Here is a 16,033-nt window from a genome sequence, read left to right as displayed (position 1 = left end):
ACGCCGGGAACGCACCGAGCGCGAGTGGCGGAATTGGCAGACGCGCTGGATTTAGGTTCCAGTGTCTACGGACGTGGGGGTTCAAGTCCCCCCTCGCGCACCGGATTTCGTAGAAGATGTGCGCCGATGGCGCGCATTGCTGCTACGAGACGTTCAGGAGTTCGACGGCGTCGTCGTCGGCGAAGACGATGTCGTGGTCGTCGGTCGAGATCGCCCAGCGCCGCAGCCGGGCGGTGTGATCCTCGTCAATGCGCGCCTCGACGGTCTGGTCGCCGGGAGCGAGGTCGGCGAAGTCGTCGACGATCTCACCCTCGCGCGTCGTGCCGTCCTCCAGCGTCACGCGCACCCGCGACGACACGTGCACACCCTCCAGATCCGCGGCGTCGGCGAGGTCGTCCGCGCCGGACTCCTCGGACTGCTCGGTGGTCGCTTCGTCAACCGGAGCGTCGAGCGGGGTGTCCTCGGCCGTGGCCTCCTCGACCGGGGCCTCCTCGACCGGGGCCTCCTCGACCGGGGCGGCGTCGTCGGTGCTGCTGTCTTCGGCGAGGAGCACCTCCGGGGCGATCTCCACCGTTGCGTCCTCGTCATCGGTCGGCAGATCGGCGTCGACGACATCCTTCTCCGTGTCCACCGCGTCGCTCGCGCGATCGCCGCTGCTCTCCGGTGCGCTCATCGCGTTGCCGTCCTTCCGGTCAGGGAATGTGCTCTCCGGGTGGCCGAACGCACCGAAATGGCACGTTTGACCAGGCCGTAGGGGTGATCATACTGAATACAGGCGTTGTCATCCCGAATGGGACCGAATCGTTGCCGCTCCGGAATTCTTGCCTCTGCCGGATCGGTGCCGGGCCCGGCTCTTCTCGGAGCAGACCCCCAAGCCGTGACAGGTCGACGTCGGCTCGACCTGCAGACCTCGATCGAAGTCTGCACGTCGAGCCGAGATCCACCGGTCCCGGACGGTGGATCCAGGCGTGGGGTCCGGCTGCTGACGACGAGGGTCTCCACGATCGTCGATTGTCGGACGATGAGTAGCCTCGACGAGGTGACAGCGCGACATCCCTCCCCTCATCCGCTCGTCGACGACACGGTCGTCCACCCGCTCACCGACGACACGGTCGTCGACGCCCTGGGTGCCGACCTCCGCGCTGCGGGCTACACGACCGACGGCGTGACCGAACTCCTCGGTGAGGATGTCCACGCCGCACTGCTGCGCGGGGTGTGGTGGCCCGCGGTGGCCGCGACCGCGGCGGAACAGCGCGACGGCGGTGCCGGTGAGTCGCGCCTCGCGACCGTCATCCGGCTCTTCCTGCTCGGTTCGGACGAAGCGGAAGACGTCGTCGCCCAAGCGTTCCCGTCCGCCGGCGTCGACGCACTCGTCGCCCAGGGCGTCCTCACCCGGCTCGACGGCGGAGCGATACGCGCGAGCCTCGACATCCGCCCGCACGCCGACGAGACCCACGACTTCCTCGTCGTAGCGGATCAGGACGCCGCCATGCGGCCCGGTCCCGTGGCCCGCGACCACGTGCTCGGCATCGGTGGGGCCTCGATGTCCCTGGCGCGCGCGATCATTCGCGAACCGGCGCGACGGGCCCTCGACATCGGCACCGGGTGCGGCATCCAGGCGCTGCACCTGAACTCGCACTGCGAGGAGATCGTCGCCACCGACACCAACGAACGGGCGCTGGCACTGGCGCGGGCGACCGCCCGCCTCAACGGGATGTCGTGGGATCTGCGCGCCGGCAGCATGTTCCAACCCGTGGCCGGGGAGCGCTTCGACCTCATCGTCTCCAACCCGCCGTTCGTCGTCGGGACCGGCAGTCAGGACTACATCTACCGGGACTCCGGCGTCGTCGGAGATGCGCTGTGCGAGCAGCTCATCCGCGAGCTGCCGGCGCACCTCAACCCGGGCGGCACCGCCCAGATCCTGGCCAACTGGATCATCCGCGACGGTGCGGACTGGCGTGACCGGGTCCGCGGATGGCTCGACGGAACCGGCCTCGATGCCTGGGTCGTCCAGCGGGAGGCTGCCGATCCGATCAGCTACGTGTCCCTGTGGCTCTCCGACGCCGGGGAGGACGAACAGGCCGCGGCCCGCCGCGGGGAGCAGTGGCTCGAGTGGTTCGACGACAACGACATCGTGGCCATCGGCATGGGTTCCATCACCGTCCGCGCACCGGAGGCGGGGGAGGACCGGGAACCCGACGTCGTGATCGAGGAGATCACCGGTGCCGGTGAAGAGGTCACCGGCCCGGAGGCACAGGCGTTCCTGGCCCGCAGGCGATACCTGCGCGAGACCTCCGACGCGGAACTTCTGGACAAGCGACTCTCGGTCGCGCCGGTGATGCTCGAGGAACACTCGTTGCCCGGCGAGGACGGGTGGCAACAGGTCGGGGCCGCCGTCCGCCGCCCCGGCGGTCCCGCCGCGGTTCTCGGCGTCGACGAGGTGTCACGCGCACTGCTCGCCGGATGTCGCGGGCAGGTTCCGCTCCACGCCCTGATCGAGCTGCTCGCCGGCTTCCACGGTGTCGACGCCGATGCGTTGGCCACCGCGGCACTGCCGGTGGTCCGCGAGGCGATCGGACGCGGGATTCTCTACGAGGCCGACGGAGAGCTGCCGGGGTCGGTCACATCCGTGCGTAACGGGTGAGCCAGTAGCAGTACACGCCGTAGGCGGCGATACCGATCGCAGCGAGGATCATCAGCACCTGTCCGGCGGGCAGCCCGGCCAGTGATTTGACCGTCCCGTCGATCCCGCTCGCCTTCGACGGGTCGGCGGTCGCCACCGCGACGATCACCAGGATGCCGGTACCGATCAGCACGAGCCCCTTGCCGCAGTATCCGACCACCCCGGCGATGGTCGCGGCCCGGTCGCCGGACGCCCCGGCCCGGGATGTCGTGACGTCATCGGAGGTCGAGCGACCGATGGGGGGTTTGAGGTCATCGAGGAACGAGCGGCTCGCGCCCTTGTACACGTGGTAGACGCCGACGCCGATGATGATCAGGCCGGCCACCACCACCACGAACTTCCCACCGCCGGATTCCATCAGGCGTGCGGTGAGTCCGGCGTTCTGCTTTCCGCTCGACTGGCCGTTACCCAGAGCGAATCGCACGGCCGTCCAGGCGAATCCGACGTAGACGACGGCCAGCGACAGTGCTTTCCCGCGGTCCAGCCAGTCCTGGGCACCGTCGTTCTCCTTGCCGGGCTCCGTCGGGTGCGGCCCGAGGATCGCCTCCGCGATGCGCCACAGGGCGAGGCCGGCGAAAGCCGCGGCGGCCACCCACAGCGCGAGCCGGCCCCCGGGGTTGCCGGCGAAGATCCCCAGCGCCCCGGACTGGTCGGCCGTCCCGGTGTCACCGAATGCGAGTCGCACGATGATGTAGGCGATGAGCAGGTGGAGGAGCCCGCTGAGGGCGTGGCCGGCACGCGCCACATGCTCGAACCACGGGCTCTCGGTGGCGCGATCGACCGCGCCGATGACCGGGTTGCCTGACATCGCCGCCGCCTTTCGCCGGGGGGTGAACGAGAGGCCGGCGCCTCGAACGATACGCGCGCTCAGCCGGCGCTCGGGAAGGTTGCGTCGAGAGCCTGGGCGAGGTCGGCGATCAGATCGTCGGCGTCTTCCAGGCCGACGGAGAATCTCAGGTGCCCCCATTGCCGAAACGGCTCGGGATAGACGGCGACGCGAGGGCCTTCGGGTCCGACGTGGACGATGAGCGACTCGTCGTGGCCGAGCGACACCGCCGACGTGATCACCTTCAGGGCTCCGACGAAACGGTTCTGGGTCGCCGAGTCCCCGCGGACGGCGAAGGCCATCATCGCGCCGAACCCGCGTCCGCCGAACTGGCGTGCCGCCAGCTCGTGTTCGGGATGGGAGGTGAGACCGGGATAGCGCACGAAGGCGATGCGCGGATCGGCGTCGAGGAAGGCGGCGACGCGTTCGGCGTTGCGCTGATGTTGGGCCAGTCGCAGCGGCAGGGTGATGGCACCACGGGCGATCAGCCACGCGTTGAACGGAGAGATCACGCCGCCGACGTCGACCATCGCCTGCTCTCTGATCCGGCCGATCAGTTCGGACCGACCGAGCACCGCGCCGCCCATCGCGTCACCGTGACCGTTGATGTACTTGGTCAGCGAATGCACGACGAGGTCGGCGCCGTCGGCGAGCGGCCGGTACAGGGGAGGTGGGGTGAAGGTCGAGTCGACGAGCAGCAGGGCGTCGGCGGAGTGCGCGATGTCGGCGAGCGCCGCGATGTCCCCGACCTTCGTCGTCGGATTCGCGATCGTCTCGACCGCCACCAGCCGCGTGGTGGGACGCAGTGCCGCCCGGACGTTGTCGGGATCGGTGATGTCGACGAAGGTCGCCTCGATCCCGTACTTGTCCGGCAACAGCTCCGCCCACAGCTTCCACGTCGCCTCGTAGGTCGTGTCCGAGACGACGACGTGGTCGCCGGTCGAGAGAAAGGTGAAGAACACCGCGTGCAGCGCCGCGACGCCGGACGCCAGGACCACCGCGTCGTCGGCCTCCTCGAGTGCGGCGAGCTTCTCCTGAAGCGCGACCTGGTTCGCGCCGGTGTTGCGCGTGTAGAACAGCTGCTCGGTACCCGACCAGCTCATCTGTTCCGGTTCGGGCGGCAGGTGATACGAGTTCGCCATCGTGATGGGCGTGCGGACCGACGGACCCGACGAGTCGTTCCCGGAATGCACGCTGCGTGTCATGTCACCGGGGATGGTCTCGCTGGTCATGCATGTGCTCCTGTCGGTTGCGGCTGATCGTCGGCCGGCACTCCGGGTTCGAGATAGGTCTCGACACCAGGGGCGTCGTCGGTGACGGGACCCGGCTCGGCTGCGTCACGGTGTGGCAGGACGCCACGCACGACTCGTCCGGGGACCTTGTGCAGTTTGTCGATGTGGGTGAAGTACCGGAACTCGGCCCACGCCCAGCAGATGCCGAAGACCAGTAGCGCGACGGCCTGCATCGTGATCGTGTCCCACGGGCGGTGAGCGATGTGAATGGGTACGACGACCAGCGCGATCGCCTGGATGACGTACGAGTCGAGGCTCCGGGTCCCGGTCATCACCAGCGGACGCAGCCAGTCGTGATGCCACCACCGGAGCAGCAGCCGGAAGACTCCGTAGATGGCCGGGATCGCCAGATAGGCGCCGATGGCACGCGCGGGCCGGAAGTCCAGCTTGTCGGCGATGGTGGGCTCGAGGTGCGCCCATGGCCCGACGTCGACTCCGTAGTGGAAGAACAGCGCGACCGTCACCGCGACCGCGACGATGACGACGAGCCAGCGGTCGATGAACTCCGGGACACGCCAGCGGGACCAGTTCCAGCCGATCACCACCGACGGGATGAACATGATCTGCCATCCCGCCACGTTCTGGATGTGGGGGGCCGCCTGGTAGGCGCTGACGTAGAACCAGTCCGGGGACCAGACGAGCGAGAGTACGTACAACGCCAGGGAAACGGCGACGGTCCACGCCCACCAGCCACGCTGGAGGAGAGGGAACAGGGCGAACGCCGAGACCATCAGCACCATGTAGAGGAGCAGGATGTTCCCGCCGCTCGGCAGGTACTGCATCGTCACCGAGAGCCAGATGCCGTCGATCCAGCCGTCGACCGGGAGCAGGAGCGTCAGCCAGCGGTGCCCCGCGAGTGCTGCCGCGACGGCGACCAGCGCGATGACCAGCTGACACACATAGAGGACCGCGATCCGTTTGGCCAGCCGGACGTAGGCGTACCGCAACCCGTGGCGCGTCGCCCAGCGCTGGTACACGAGGCCCAGCACGATGCCCGAGAGCATGACGAATGCCGACATGCCGTCGACGTAGGGAAACGCGTGCGTGGGAGACGCCAGCGGGGCGTCGGTGGCGAAGTGTGCGGTGACCATGCTCCAGATCGCCACCCCGCGGGTGGCGTCGATGGCGAGATCTCGGTTCCCAGACCCTCGTTCTTGAGACATTGATCTGAAGATAGAACTCACCGCGGCCCGGAGTCATCCCGGGCCGCGGTGAGTCGTGACGGAAATCGCTGACGAGTGGACGCCTGCGTGTATCCGACGCGGGCGCCTACGTGTAGAGGTCGGCGATCGCCTGCTTGTGCGCGTCGTGGATGACGTTGCGCTTGAGCTTCAGCGTCGGCGTCAGCTCACCGGTCTCGATCGAGAAGTCGGTGTCGAGGATGGTGAACTTCTTGATCGCCTCGGCGTTGGAGACCTTGCTGTTGGCGTCCTTCACCGCGGCGTCGATCTCGGCCTTCAGGTCCGGATTCTCGATCAGCTCCGACAGCGGGGTGTCGGCGGGCAGATGGTGACGCTCCAGCCAGCCCGGCACGGCCTCCGGGTCGATGGTGATCAGTGCGGCGATGAACGGCTTGTTGTCGCCGACCACCAGGCACTGGCTGATCATCGGATGGGCGCGGATCGAGTCCTCGAGCTGAGCAGGGGAGACGTTCTTGCCGCCCGCGGTGACGATCAGCTCCTTCTTGCGGCCGGTGATGAAGAGGTAGCCGTCGTCGAGGGTGCCGATGTCACCGGTGTGGAACCAGCCGTCGCGGATCGCGTCGGCGCTCGCGGCCTCGTTGCGCCAGTAGCCGCCGAAGACGACCGGCCCCTTGAGGAGGATCTCGCCGTCGTCGGCGATGGCGACCGTCACACCGGGAACCGGGCGGCCCACCGAGCCGACCTTCTGGTGTTCCTCGTTGTTCGCGGTGACCGCGGCCGTGGTCTCCGACAGGCCGTAGCCCTCGTAGACCGGGATGCCGACGCCGCGGAAGAAGTGGCCGAGGCGGGCGCCGAGCGGTGCACCACCGGAGATCGCACCCTCACACTGGCCGCCGAGAGCTGCACGGAGCTTGCCGTAGACGAGCTTGTCGAACAAGGCGTGGCGGAGCTTCAGGCCGAGGCCGACCTTGCCGTCCTCGGTGGCCTTGCTGTACTCGATGGCGGTGTCGGTTGCCTTCTCGAAGATGGAGCCCTTGCCGCCGTCGTAGGCCTTCTGCTTGGCCGAGTTGTAGACCTTCTCGAACACGCGCGGCACCGACAGCACGTAGTGCGGCTTGAAGACCGCGAAATCGTTGACGAGATTGGCGATGTCGTTGGTGTGGCCCAGGATGACCCCGTTCTCCACGCTGGCCACCGCGATGACGCGTGCGAAGACGTGGGCGAGCGGGAGGAACAGCAGAGTGGTCTTGCCCTCCGCCAGACCGGCGCCGACGGCGTCGCGGGTGGCGGCGCACTCGGCCATGAAGTTGGCGTGGGTGAGCAGGACACCCTTCGGACGACCGGTGGTGCCCGAGGTGTAGATGAGGGTCGCGGCATCGGACGACAGCGAATTCGCGTAGCGGCGGTCGAGTTCGTCGTCGGCCGTCTTCGCGCCGCGCTTGGTGATCGTCGGCAGCGCGTGCTCGTCGATGACCAGGGTTTCCTTGAGTGTCGGCGTCTCGTCGATCACCCGGATGTGCTTGGTGTAATGGCCTTGGTCCTCGACGAAGAGGAGCTTGGCTCCGGAGTCCTCGAGGATCCATTGCACCTGATCGGGGGCCGAGGTCTCGTAGATGGCGACGGTGCACGCGCCCGCGCGCCAGATGGCGTAGTCGAGAACGGTCCACTCGTACCGCGTCGACGACAGGATCGCCACGCGGTCGCCGGGCTCGATGCCCGACGCGACGAGTCCCTTGGCGACCGCGTCGACCTCGTCGGCGAAGTGCTTCGCGGTGACGTTGATCCACTGATTGTGGGAGCGCTTGCGGAAGAGAGGCATCGTGGGCCGCTCGGTCCGATAACGAAGGATCGAGTCGACGAGGTTCGCCTTCTCGTCGATCGTGAGATCAGACGGGGTGGCGTACTGCTGCTGCATGGCACTCCTGTGACGGCAACTATATCTGGACATTTCCGGCGTCAGTTCCGCGGTGACCGGGCACTACGCCGTTTGAGTGGCACTGACAGTACCAGTATCGGTGTGATGCATCACACGTGCCGCCAATAGTGCCTTACTCGCTGTTCAGCTGCGCTATGTGACGCGATCGTGGCACGATGCCGACATTCCGGGGTGGTGCGATTACAGTTGAGTCCGATGAATGAGACCCGCGCATGAGCACTTCCGAACAAGGCGAGCACAGCGCGCCGGCTGACACCTCCGCACAAGACGCCCCTGGTGGTTCGTTCGACGATCTCGGCATCGAGCCGCGAGTCCGCGCCGCGATCACCGACGTCGGCTACGAGACCCCCTCGCCGATCCAGGCGGCGACGATCCCGCCGCTGATGGACGGCCGCGACGTCGTCGGCCTGGCGCAGACCGGCACCGGCAAGACCGCCGCCTTCGCGATCCCGATCCTCTCGCGGCTCGACACCTCCGCCCGCACGCCCCAGGCACTGATCCTCGCGCCCACGCGTGAACTGGCTCTGCAGGTGTCCGAGGCCTTCGGTCGCTACTCCGCGCACATGCCCGAGGTGAAGGTCCTGCCGATCTACGGCGGACAGTCCTACGGTGTGCAGCTCGCGGGCCTGCGGCGCGGCGCGCAGGTGATCGTCGGCACGCCCGGTCGTGTCATCGACCACCTCGACAAGAAGACCCTCGACATCTCCGGACTCGAGTTCCTCGTGCTCGACGAGGCCGACGAGATGCTCACGATGGGCTTCGCCGAGGACGTCGAGCGCATCCTCGCCGAGACTCCGGACACCAAGCAGGTCGCTCTGTTCTCCGCGACCATGCCCAGCTCGATCCGCCGGCTCGCCCAGCGCTACCTGAAGTCGCCGCAGGAGATCACCGTCAAGTCCAAGACGGCGACCGCGCAGAACATCACGCAGCGCTATCTGCAGGTGTCCCACCAGCGCAAACTCGACGCGCTGACCCGATTCCTCGAGGTCGAGGAATTCGACGCGATGATCGTGTTCGTCCGCACCAAGCAGGCGACCGAGGAACTCGCGGAGAAGCTCCGTTCGCGCGGACTGTCGGCGGTCGCTATCAACGGCGACCTCGCTCAGGCGCAGCGCGAGCGGACCATAAACCAGCTCAAGAACGGCTCGATCGACATCCTCGTGGCCACCGACGTGGCAGCCCGTGGTCTCGACGTCGACCGCATCTCGCACGTCGTCAACTACGACATCCCGCACGACACCGAGTCGTATGTGCACCGCATCGGACGCACCGGCCGCGCCGGACGTTCGGGCAACGCGCTGCTCTTCGTCTCGCCGCGTGAGCGCCACCTGCTGCGCGCCATCGAACGGGCGACGCGTCAGGAACTGACCGAGATCGGCCTGCCCAGCGTCGACGACGTCAACGCGCAGCGCGTCGCGAAGTTCGGTGAGTCGATCACCCAGAACCTCTCCTCGGACAATCTGGACCTGTTCCGCGGACTCATCGAGAACTATGCCCGCGACAACGACGTGGCGATGGCCGACATCGCTGCCGCGCTGGCCCTCGAGACACGCGACGGCGGATTCCTCCTGTCGCCCGATCCGCCGGAGTCGGAGAAGCGGGCGAACCGTGAACGGGAGCGCACCCCGCGCCGGCCCGGTGCGAACTTCGCCACCTACCGCATCGCGGTCGGCCGCAAGCACAAGGTGTCCCCGGGTGCGATCGTCGGCGCGATCGCGAACGAGGGCGGCCTGACCCGCGCGGACTTCGGCAACATCAGCATCCGCGACGACTTCAGTCTCGTCGAGCTGCCCGACGACCTCGACAACGAGACCCTGTCGTCGCTCCGCCACACCAAGATCGGTAAGAACCCGATCGACATCCGGAAGGACCTCGGCTCCCCGCGCACCCGCGGCGGCAAGCGCGGTGGACCGCAGGGTGGGCGTGACAACTGGGGCAAGCGGCCGTCGCCGCGGGTCGCGGGTCGCGGTCGCCGGTCCTGATACCGCGCTGAGCTGAGCGGGGGTTTTCGCTCAGCGTTCCGCAATGACAGTGACGGAACTTGTCAAACCGAGATCATTCCGTAACCTTGAAGCGGGGGTCTTCAAGGTGTCCATCCCGATCGGCGGATACGCCGGTGGATGTGACAGACGATTACGAGTGAGCACAGGATTGGTGAGTCACCAGTGTCAGTGGTGAGTGCAATTTCAGCAGCCGAAGCAATTGACCACAGCCGCGCAGGGAACGCGGTCATGGTGGATGCCCGCCCGCAGGTGGTGCGCCACCAGGGCAGTCTTCCCGGTGCCTTCGTGGTCGAACCCAGCGAGCTTCCCGACCTCCTGAGTCCCACCCCGACCGGAACCTTCCCGGTCATCCGGGACGCCGGTGAGGCGCGACGCAAAAAGATCGCGCGAGACACGGAGATCGCCGTGGTGTCGGTGAGTTCGGAGGCGCCGCGGATCGCCGAGCAGATCGCCGACCTGGGGTACACCAACGTCCGCTACGTCGACGGCGGGTACCGGGCACTCCGCTCGACCACCTGAGAGGTTCCACCACCGTTCCTCTGACCAGCGGCTTGGTAGCGTAGGAACGCCGGCTACGAGAGGAACCCATCGGATGCAGGATGACACTCGCGAGACGCTGCGAGACCAGGTCACCCGGCTGATGGCGTTCCTGCGGGACGTCGTCCGCTCGCGCTCCGGGGATGTCCGGGACATCGACGACCACGCCGGCCACGTCTGGGTCGGCGCCTCGACGCCGGTCCCGGTACGGCCCGCGGCCGCACCGGGTCAGGTCGTCGTCGAGATCGGTTCCGCCGACGCGGTCCACGCCGATGTCGCACGCCTCGTCGACGAACTGTCCGCGAGTCCCGAGACGCTCGAACTCGTCCTGGCCAACGCTCTGGTCACGGTCCACGACGATGCCGGCGCCGAACCCCTGGTCCGCGAGCATCTGCTCACCCAGGCCGTGGTCGCCGACCGCGACGGGTCCGGCGCCATCCGGCTGTCACTCGGCGCGGGATCCGCGCCGACGATGCACGACACCCATCTCCTCGCCGCGGTCGACGGACTGGAACTCGCGGGAGCGGTGAAGACCCGGACCAGACTCGCCGAGCAGCCGTCCGTGGTCGCGAAGAAGGTCACCGACCTCGTGGGTGAGTGGCTGGGCGAGATCGAGATCGACGCGGACCGCGCCACCCTCGCGCTCGACATGCGGCCGGCGATCGTCCTGCGGCGCCGCGGCGTCGAGAACTCGCTCGCCTTCTACGACGAGATCATCGACGACCTGCGCGACGAGGACTCGAGCGTGCCCGTCGGTCTGGCCCAGCTCGTCAAGCCGATCGACGCCGAGGACCGGCTCGCCGCCCTGGACGACCCCGATGTGCTCTCGCCCCAACGTCTCATCGCCGACGCGCTCTTCCCGCTGCCGTCGAACGTCGAGCAGCGGGACGTGCTGGTCCGGCTGGGCAACGACAGCGGCGTGGTGGTCGAGGGACCGCCCGGGACGGGCAAGACGCACACCATCGCCAACGTGACGTCGGCGCTGCTGGCGAAGGGTCAGCGCGTGCTGGTCGTCAGTGAGAAGGCGCACGCGCTCCACGTGCTGCGGGACATGCTCCCGCCCGCGCTGCGGGAACTCACGGTGTCGATCGCCGACATCTCCCAGGACCGTGCCGAGACCATCGTGTCGGTGGTCGAGAACCTCGCCGCACGCAAGTCGGCGTTCTCGATGTCCGTCGCCGACGCCGAGATCGCCGACCTCGAGGCCCGCCGCGACCACGCCCTGCACCAGCGCGACCAGATCATGCGTGCGCTCTGGGATCTCCGGGCGGGTGAGACCGAGGTCCACGAGTGGGTGGCGGGGGACTACCGCGGCACCCCGGCGGAGATCGTCCGCCAGGTCAAGCGCGACGCCGAGCGCTATGACTGGATGCCACCGGGACTCGACGGTGCGGTCCCGCCGCTCGACTCCGCGGAGTTCTCCCGGCTCGTCGAACTGCTGAAGGTGACCGGCGGCGACACCGGGCGGCTGACCCAGCGGTTCCCCGACCTCGCCGGCCGTCTGCCGGAGCCCACCGAGATGGACACCATCTGCGCGCGGATCGCCGCCCGCCCGCACGAACCCCATCACGGCGCAGAATCGTTGCTCCCGTCTCTCGACGGCGTCGACAGCGAACGACTGCTCTCCATCAAGCAGCTCTGCGAGGAGCTGGGTGTGGCCGCCGGTGAGGTGTCGTCGTTCCCCGCTCCGATGGTCGACATGGCCGACCGTCTGCTGGCAGGCCGCGCAGCCCACCTGTGGTCGCGGGTGACGACCCTGTCCCCGGTGATCGCCGAAGCCGCTCGGCGCGACCGCGAGCTGGGCGCACACACGGTCCTCGTCGACGGAGACCGACCGGGCGATGCGGCGTTGTTCGACGCGGCGGCCGACCATCTGGCGGACGGCGGCCAGTGGCGGGGCCGGCTACGTCGATCTCCGCAGCAGCGAGCGGTCGAGGAATCGCCGGTGCGGGCGACGGTCGACGGTCGTGTCCCGACCGACGAGGCATCGTTGCGGCGGGTCGCCGACCACCTGACGGTCGTCGACGCCGTCCATCAGGTCCATCGCATCCTGGCCGATCTCCATGTACCCGTCGACGCCTCCGGGTCCCGGTCCGCGCAGGTCGATCAGCTCGTCCGGCTCGACTCCCAGCTGGCGTGGATCTCACGGCTGGTCACCGGCCGTGACCGCCTCGTCCACGAACTCGAGGCCATCAGCCCCGGCGGCCCGCGACCCCGCAGCGTCGCCGAGATCGCCGAGGTGGCCAAGCAGGCCGGGTCGATCGCGGCCGCCAACGACGCCGCCCTGGCCGAACGTGAGCTCGCCGACTGCGCCTACGGGCTCGCCGCCGAGCTGGAGAAAGGTCCCTCGCCCGAGGGGGACGCGCTGCTCGCCGCGCTCGGTAGCGCCGATGCCGACGCGATCCGTTCGGCGCGCAGGGCATTCCTCCGGGCCCAGGAGCAGGCGAACGCCGAGACCGCCCTCGATCTGCTCGAACTGCGTCTGAAGAGTCGCGCCCCGGAACTGGCCCGGACGATGTGGGCGACGCCCTCCGATCCGGTCTGGTCGGATCGTGCGCGGGAGATGTCCGCCGCCTGGGCGTGGAGGTACGCCCACACCTGGGTGTCCGAGCGCAGCGATCCGCATTCCGAAGCCCGGATACAGGCCGACCTGGATGCCATCGAGGTCGACATCGCCCAGTTGACCACCCGGCTCGCCTCGGCACGTGCCTGGCGGGAGTTGCTGGTGCGCACCACGACCGGCGAGATCCAGGCGCTGCAGTCCTACCGCGACCACATGATCAACCTCGGCAAGGGATCGGGTAAGCACGCGAACCGCTTCCGGCGTGCGGCGCGCGAGGCGATGTCGGTGGCGCAGAACGCGATCCCGGCCTGGATCATGTCGATCAGCCAGGTGGCGGAGACGCTTCCGCCGCGGCGGCACTCCTTCGACGTCGTCATCGTCGACGAGGCGTCGCAGGCCGACATCACGAGTTCCTTCCTGCTGTGGCTCGCGCCTCGGATCATCGTCGTCGGCGACGACAAGCAGTGTGCGCCGGTGGGACTCGCGGGCACCACGCTCGACGACGCCTTCGCCGAACTCGATGCGGCGCTCCCGGATCTGCCGACCTACCTTCGTGACGGACTCACCCCGCGGTCGAGTCTGTTCTCGTTGCTCCGCAGCCGGTTCGGCAACGTGGTCGGGCTGCGCGAGCATTTCCGGTCGATGCCGGAGATCATCGAGTTCTCGTCGCAGCAGTTCTACGGCAACGCGCCGTTGATCCCGGTGCGGCAGTACGGTTCGGACCGACTCGAGCCGTTGCGGACAGTCGCCGTCGACGGTCAGGCCACCGGAAGCGGATCCGGACTGGTCAACGACGCCGAGGTGGAGGCGATCGTCGAGGCCCTCCGGCGGTGTCTGGGCGATCCTGCCTACGACGACCGGGATTTCGGCGTGATCGCACTGCAGGGCACCAAGCAGGTCGAGGCGCTCGAACGGGCCCTGCGTGAGGGACTCGACGCGCAGGCGTGGCGCACCCGGCGCATCCGGGTGGGCACCCCGCCCGACTTCCAGGGCGACGAGCGCCACGTCGTCTTCCTGTCGATGGTGGTCTCCGACCCATCGGCGATCTCGGCACTGACCCGCGCCGAGTCGCAGCGACGGATCAACGTCGCGGCCACCCGGGCCATGGACCAGGTCTGGCTGTTCCACTCGATCGGCCTGGACGACCTGCGGCACAACGATCTCCGGTACTCGTTGCTGTCGTACTTCACCGCCCACGAGGGTCTCGCGATCAGCCCGATGCCGACCGACGTGCCCGACGATCGTCGTGTCGAACCCTTCGACAACCTGCTCGAACAGCGGGTGTTCAACCGCCTCGCGGCACTCGGCTATCACGTCACCCCGAAGGTGACCGTCAACAACCGCATCATCGACCTGGTGGTACTCGGCGCCGACGCGCGGATGGCCGTCGAATGCGATCCCGACGCGTTCCCGGGGACCGGGCGTCAGGCCCGTTCGGATCTGGAGCGCGAGCGTGAATTGCGGCGCTGCGGATGGGAATTCGCGCGGGTCCGCGAGTCGGAGTTCGAACTCGATCCGGACCGGGTGATCGACGCGGTGGCCGCGGCCCTCGAGGCGCGCGGCTGCAAGCCCGGTTCGCTCACCGAGCGGCCGGCCGCGGAGGACGCGCCGACGTGGACCCCGATCGACCTGACCGTGGGTGATTGAACGCGGGAAGTGACGCGGGTCGTCAGTCCAGCGCGCGGAGCAGGGCCGGCAGCCCCGCGGCGGCCGGGACCCGCAGACTGTGGGTGACCAACTCGGACACCGACGATTCGGCGGGATTGAACTCGATGACCGGGATGCCTTCGCGTACAGCACGTTCGGGTAGTGACGCGGCCGGGTAGACGATGCCGCTCGTGCCGACGACGATCACCACCTCACCCGCGCGGAACGCCTGATCGGCGCGCTGCCAGTCGTCGGTCGGCAGTGCCTCGCCGAACCAGACGACACCGGGGCGGACGTCGCCGCCGCAGCGCGGACAGGTCGGCGGCGTCACCCGGGGTTGCACGTGTTCGGTGTCGGGATCGGTCGGTGAGGGCCGTGCGTCCGGGCCGTCGTAGGGGGTGTGGCACACCGAGCAGCGCGGCGCGAAGAGGCTTCCGTGGAGGTGGCTGACCACGTCGCTTCCGGCGCGCTCGTGCAGGTCGTCGACGTTCTGGGTGACGACCATGACGGTGCGGGAGGCGCCGAGTTCGGCGAGTGCGCGGTGTCCGGCGTTCGGTTCGGCGGCAAGGACCTCGCGGGCGCGCCAGCGGTACCAGCCCCAGACGAGGGCGGGGTCTCGTTCCCACGCCTCCGGGGTGGCGAGTTCGGCCGGATCGAAGGTCTCCCACAGTCCGGTCTGCGCGTCGCGGAAGGTCGCGATCCCGCTCTCGGCGGACATGCCGGCCCCGCTGAAGACGGTGATCCACTCGGCGTCCCGGACGAGATCGATCACCGCCTCGGGGATGATCAGGCCGGTCATCCCGTGGCCTCGAGGGATGCGCGGACGAGGTCGGCGGTCTCGTCGGGGTTCGGGTCGCGGCGCACGACGAGCCCCTTGGCGAAGCTGAGCTTGTCGCCGTCGCGGCGGGGCACGACGTGCAGATGGGTGTGGAGGACGGTCTGGAAGGCGGCCCGGCCGTCGTTGAGGGCCAGGTTGACCCCGTCCGCGGCCATCGGTCCGGACCTCATGGCCGACCCGACCCGCTGGCCGGCGGCGAAGAGGGCCGCCCCGAGGGACGGGTCGAGGTCGTCGAGGCCGGACGAGTGGACGCGGGGGACCAGCAGGGTGTGCCCGCGTGTGATCGGCCGGATGTCGAGGAAACCGACGACATCGTCGTCGGAGTAGACGATCCGGCCCGGAGCCGTGCCCGCGACGATGGCGCAGAAGATGCAACTGCTCATGCGCCCGACTCTAGGGCACGGGCGATGTGTGCCGGGGCACCTCGCGACGGACGCAGACTCACCGACGGAACGCCGGCGTGGCCCGGATCACATCACGGTTTCATAACGGTTGACCGAGCGCGCGCTCGGCCGTCGACCCGCCGCCGGGTACGTTGCCTGGCCTGGCGGTTTCGCAACCCTTCG

11 protein-coding genes and 1 tRNA gene are annotated in these 16,033 nt (G+C 68.6%); 5 read left to right on the top strand and 7 right to left on the bottom strand.

The window, feature by feature from the left end; all coding sequences use genetic code 11:
- Window positions 1-18: 18 nt before the first annotated feature.
- Window positions 19-100 (top strand) — tRNA-Leu (locus NWF34_RS21695).
- A 42-nt stretch (window positions 101-142) separates the two neighbouring features.
- Here NWF34_RS21695 and NWF34_RS21690 read toward each other — a convergent pair.
- Window positions 143-673, bottom strand: coding sequence for a hypothetical protein (locus NWF34_RS21690; protein ID WP_191834907.1), 531 nt, complete (start codon window positions 671-673; stop codon window positions 143-145).
- A gap of 348 nt (window positions 674-1,021) precedes the next feature.
- Between NWF34_RS21690 and NWF34_RS21685 the strand changes: the two genes are divergently transcribed.
- Window positions 1,022-2,644 carry a methyltransferase gene (locus NWF34_RS21685; protein WP_191834908.1) on the top strand — a complete coding sequence of 541 codons (1,623 nt, stop codon included), beginning with the start codon at window positions 1,022-1,024 and terminating at the stop codon, window positions 2,642-2,644.
- On the opposite strand, the gene NWF34_RS21680 is transcribed toward NWF34_RS21685, so the two are convergent.
- The 4 genes from NWF34_RS21680 to NWF34_RS21665 all read right to left on the bottom strand — a co-directional run bounded on the left by NWF34_RS21680 (window position 2,622) and on the right by NWF34_RS21665 (window position 7,858).
- A complete protein-coding gene (locus NWF34_RS21680; protein WP_024498174.1) occupies window positions 2,622-3,491 on the bottom strand; it encodes a DUF1206 domain-containing protein in 870 nt (289 codons plus the stop codon). The genes NWF34_RS21685 and NWF34_RS21680 overlap by 23 nt on opposite strands.
- Window positions 3,492-3,550: 59 nt before the next feature.
- Window positions 3,551-4,741 carry a PLP-dependent aspartate aminotransferase family protein gene (locus tag NWF34_RS21675; protein WP_024498175.1) on the bottom strand — a complete coding sequence of 397 codons (1,191 nt, stop codon included), beginning with the start codon at window positions 4,739-4,741 and terminating at the stop codon, window positions 3,551-3,553.
- Complete coding sequence (gene opgC, locus NWF34_RS21670; protein ID WP_024498176.1) at window positions 4,738-5,964, bottom strand: OpgC domain-containing protein; 1,227 nt, start codon at window positions 5,962-5,964, stop codon at window positions 4,738-4,740. The genes NWF34_RS21675 and opgC overlap by 4 nt, the downstream gene beginning before the upstream one ends.
- A 106-nt stretch (window positions 5,965-6,070) precedes the next feature.
- Window positions 6,071-7,858, bottom strand: a complete 1,788-nt coding sequence (locus tag NWF34_RS21665; protein ID WP_024498177.1) for a long-chain fatty acid--CoA ligase — start codon at window positions 7,856-7,858, stop codon at window positions 6,071-6,073.
- Between the two features lie 233 nt (window positions 7,859-8,091).
- Here NWF34_RS21665 and NWF34_RS21660 point away from each other — a divergent pair, with 233 nt between their 5' ends.
- The 3 genes from NWF34_RS21660 to NWF34_RS21650 all read left to right on the top strand — a co-directional run bounded on the left by NWF34_RS21660 (window position 8,092) and on the right by NWF34_RS21650 (window position 14,629).
- Window positions 8,092-9,861 (top strand): DEAD/DEAH box helicase, encoded by a 1,770-nt coding sequence (locus tag NWF34_RS21660; protein ID WP_024498178.1) that lies wholly within the window; start codon window positions 8,092-8,094, stop codon window positions 9,859-9,861.
- A gap of 249 nt (window positions 9,862-10,110) precedes the next feature.
- The gene (locus tag NWF34_RS21655; protein ID WP_006437908.1) at window positions 10,111-10,401 is read left to right on the top strand and encodes a rhodanese-like domain-containing protein; all 291 of its coding nucleotides are present in this window, start codon (window positions 10,111-10,113) and stop codon (window positions 10,399-10,401) included.
- Between the two features lie 73 nt (window positions 10,402-10,474).
- Window positions 10,475-14,629 (top strand): AAA domain-containing protein, encoded by a 4,155-nt coding sequence (locus tag NWF34_RS21650; protein ID WP_024498180.1) that lies wholly within the window; start codon window positions 10,475-10,477, stop codon window positions 14,627-14,629.
- A gap of 22 nt (window positions 14,630-14,651) precedes the next feature.
- Here the strand turns inward: NWF34_RS21650 and NWF34_RS21645 are convergent, their stop codons facing one another.
- Window positions 14,652-15,428 (bottom strand): NAD-dependent deacylase, encoded by a 777-nt coding sequence (locus NWF34_RS21645; protein ID WP_024498181.1) that lies wholly within the window; start codon window positions 15,426-15,428, stop codon window positions 14,652-14,654.
- Entirely contained in the window at window positions 15,425-15,850 is a 426-nt protein-coding gene (locus NWF34_RS21640; protein ID WP_024498182.1) for an HIT family protein, read from the bottom strand. Before NWF34_RS21640 ends, NWF34_RS21645 begins: the two co-directional genes overlap by 4 nt.
- Window positions 15,851-16,033: the final 183 nt, after the last annotated feature.

The sequence above is a fragment of the Gordonia sp. GONU genome, assembly GCF_024733855.1.
Classification (GTDB): Bacteria; Actinomycetota; Actinomycetes; order Mycobacteriales; family Mycobacteriaceae; genus Gordonia; species Gordonia amicalis.
The sequence above is the reverse complement of the archived record's forward strand: the minus strand, read 5'-3'. Positions and strand labels throughout refer to the sequence as shown.

Bases quoted from the DNA above. Each gene is read 5' to 3' on its own strand.
- NWF34_RS21690 (WP_191834907.1), bottom strand. From the start codon at position 673: ATGAGCGCACCGGAGAGCAGCGGCGATCGCGCGAGCGACGCGGTGGAC.
- NWF34_RS21685 (WP_191834908.1), top strand. From the start codon at position 1,022: ATGAGTAGCCTCGACGAGGTGACAGCGCGACATCCCTCCCCTCATCCG.
- NWF34_RS21680 (WP_024498174.1), bottom strand. From the start codon at position 3,491: ATGTCAGGCAACCCGGTCATCGGCGCGGTCGATCGCGCCACCGAGAGC.
- NWF34_RS21675 (WP_024498175.1), bottom strand. From the start codon at position 4,741: ATGACCAGCGAGACCATCCCCGGTGACATGACACGCAGCGTGCATTCC.
- opgC (WP_024498176.1), bottom strand. From the start codon at position 5,964: ATGTCTCAAGAACGAGGGTCTGGGAACCGAGATCTCGCCATCGACGCC.
- NWF34_RS21665 (WP_024498177.1), bottom strand. From the start codon at position 7,858: ATGCAGCAGCAGTACGCCACCCCGTCTGATCTCACGATCGACGAGAAG.
- NWF34_RS21660 (WP_024498178.1), top strand. From the start codon at position 8,092: ATGAGCACTTCCGAACAAGGCGAGCACAGCGCGCCGGCTGACACCTCC.
- NWF34_RS21655 (WP_006437908.1), top strand. From the start codon at position 10,111: ATGGTGGATGCCCGCCCGCAGGTGGTGCGCCACCAGGGCAGTCTTCCC.
- NWF34_RS21650 (WP_024498180.1), top strand. From the start codon at position 10,475: ATGCAGGATGACACTCGCGAGACGCTGCGAGACCAGGTCACCCGGCTG.
- NWF34_RS21645 (WP_024498181.1), bottom strand. From the start codon at position 15,428: ATGACCGGCCTGATCATCCCCGAGGCGGTGATCGATCTCGTCCGGGAC.
- NWF34_RS21640 (WP_024498182.1), bottom strand. From the start codon at position 15,850: ATGAGCAGTTGCATCTTCTGCGCCATCGTCGCGGGCACGGCTCCGGGC.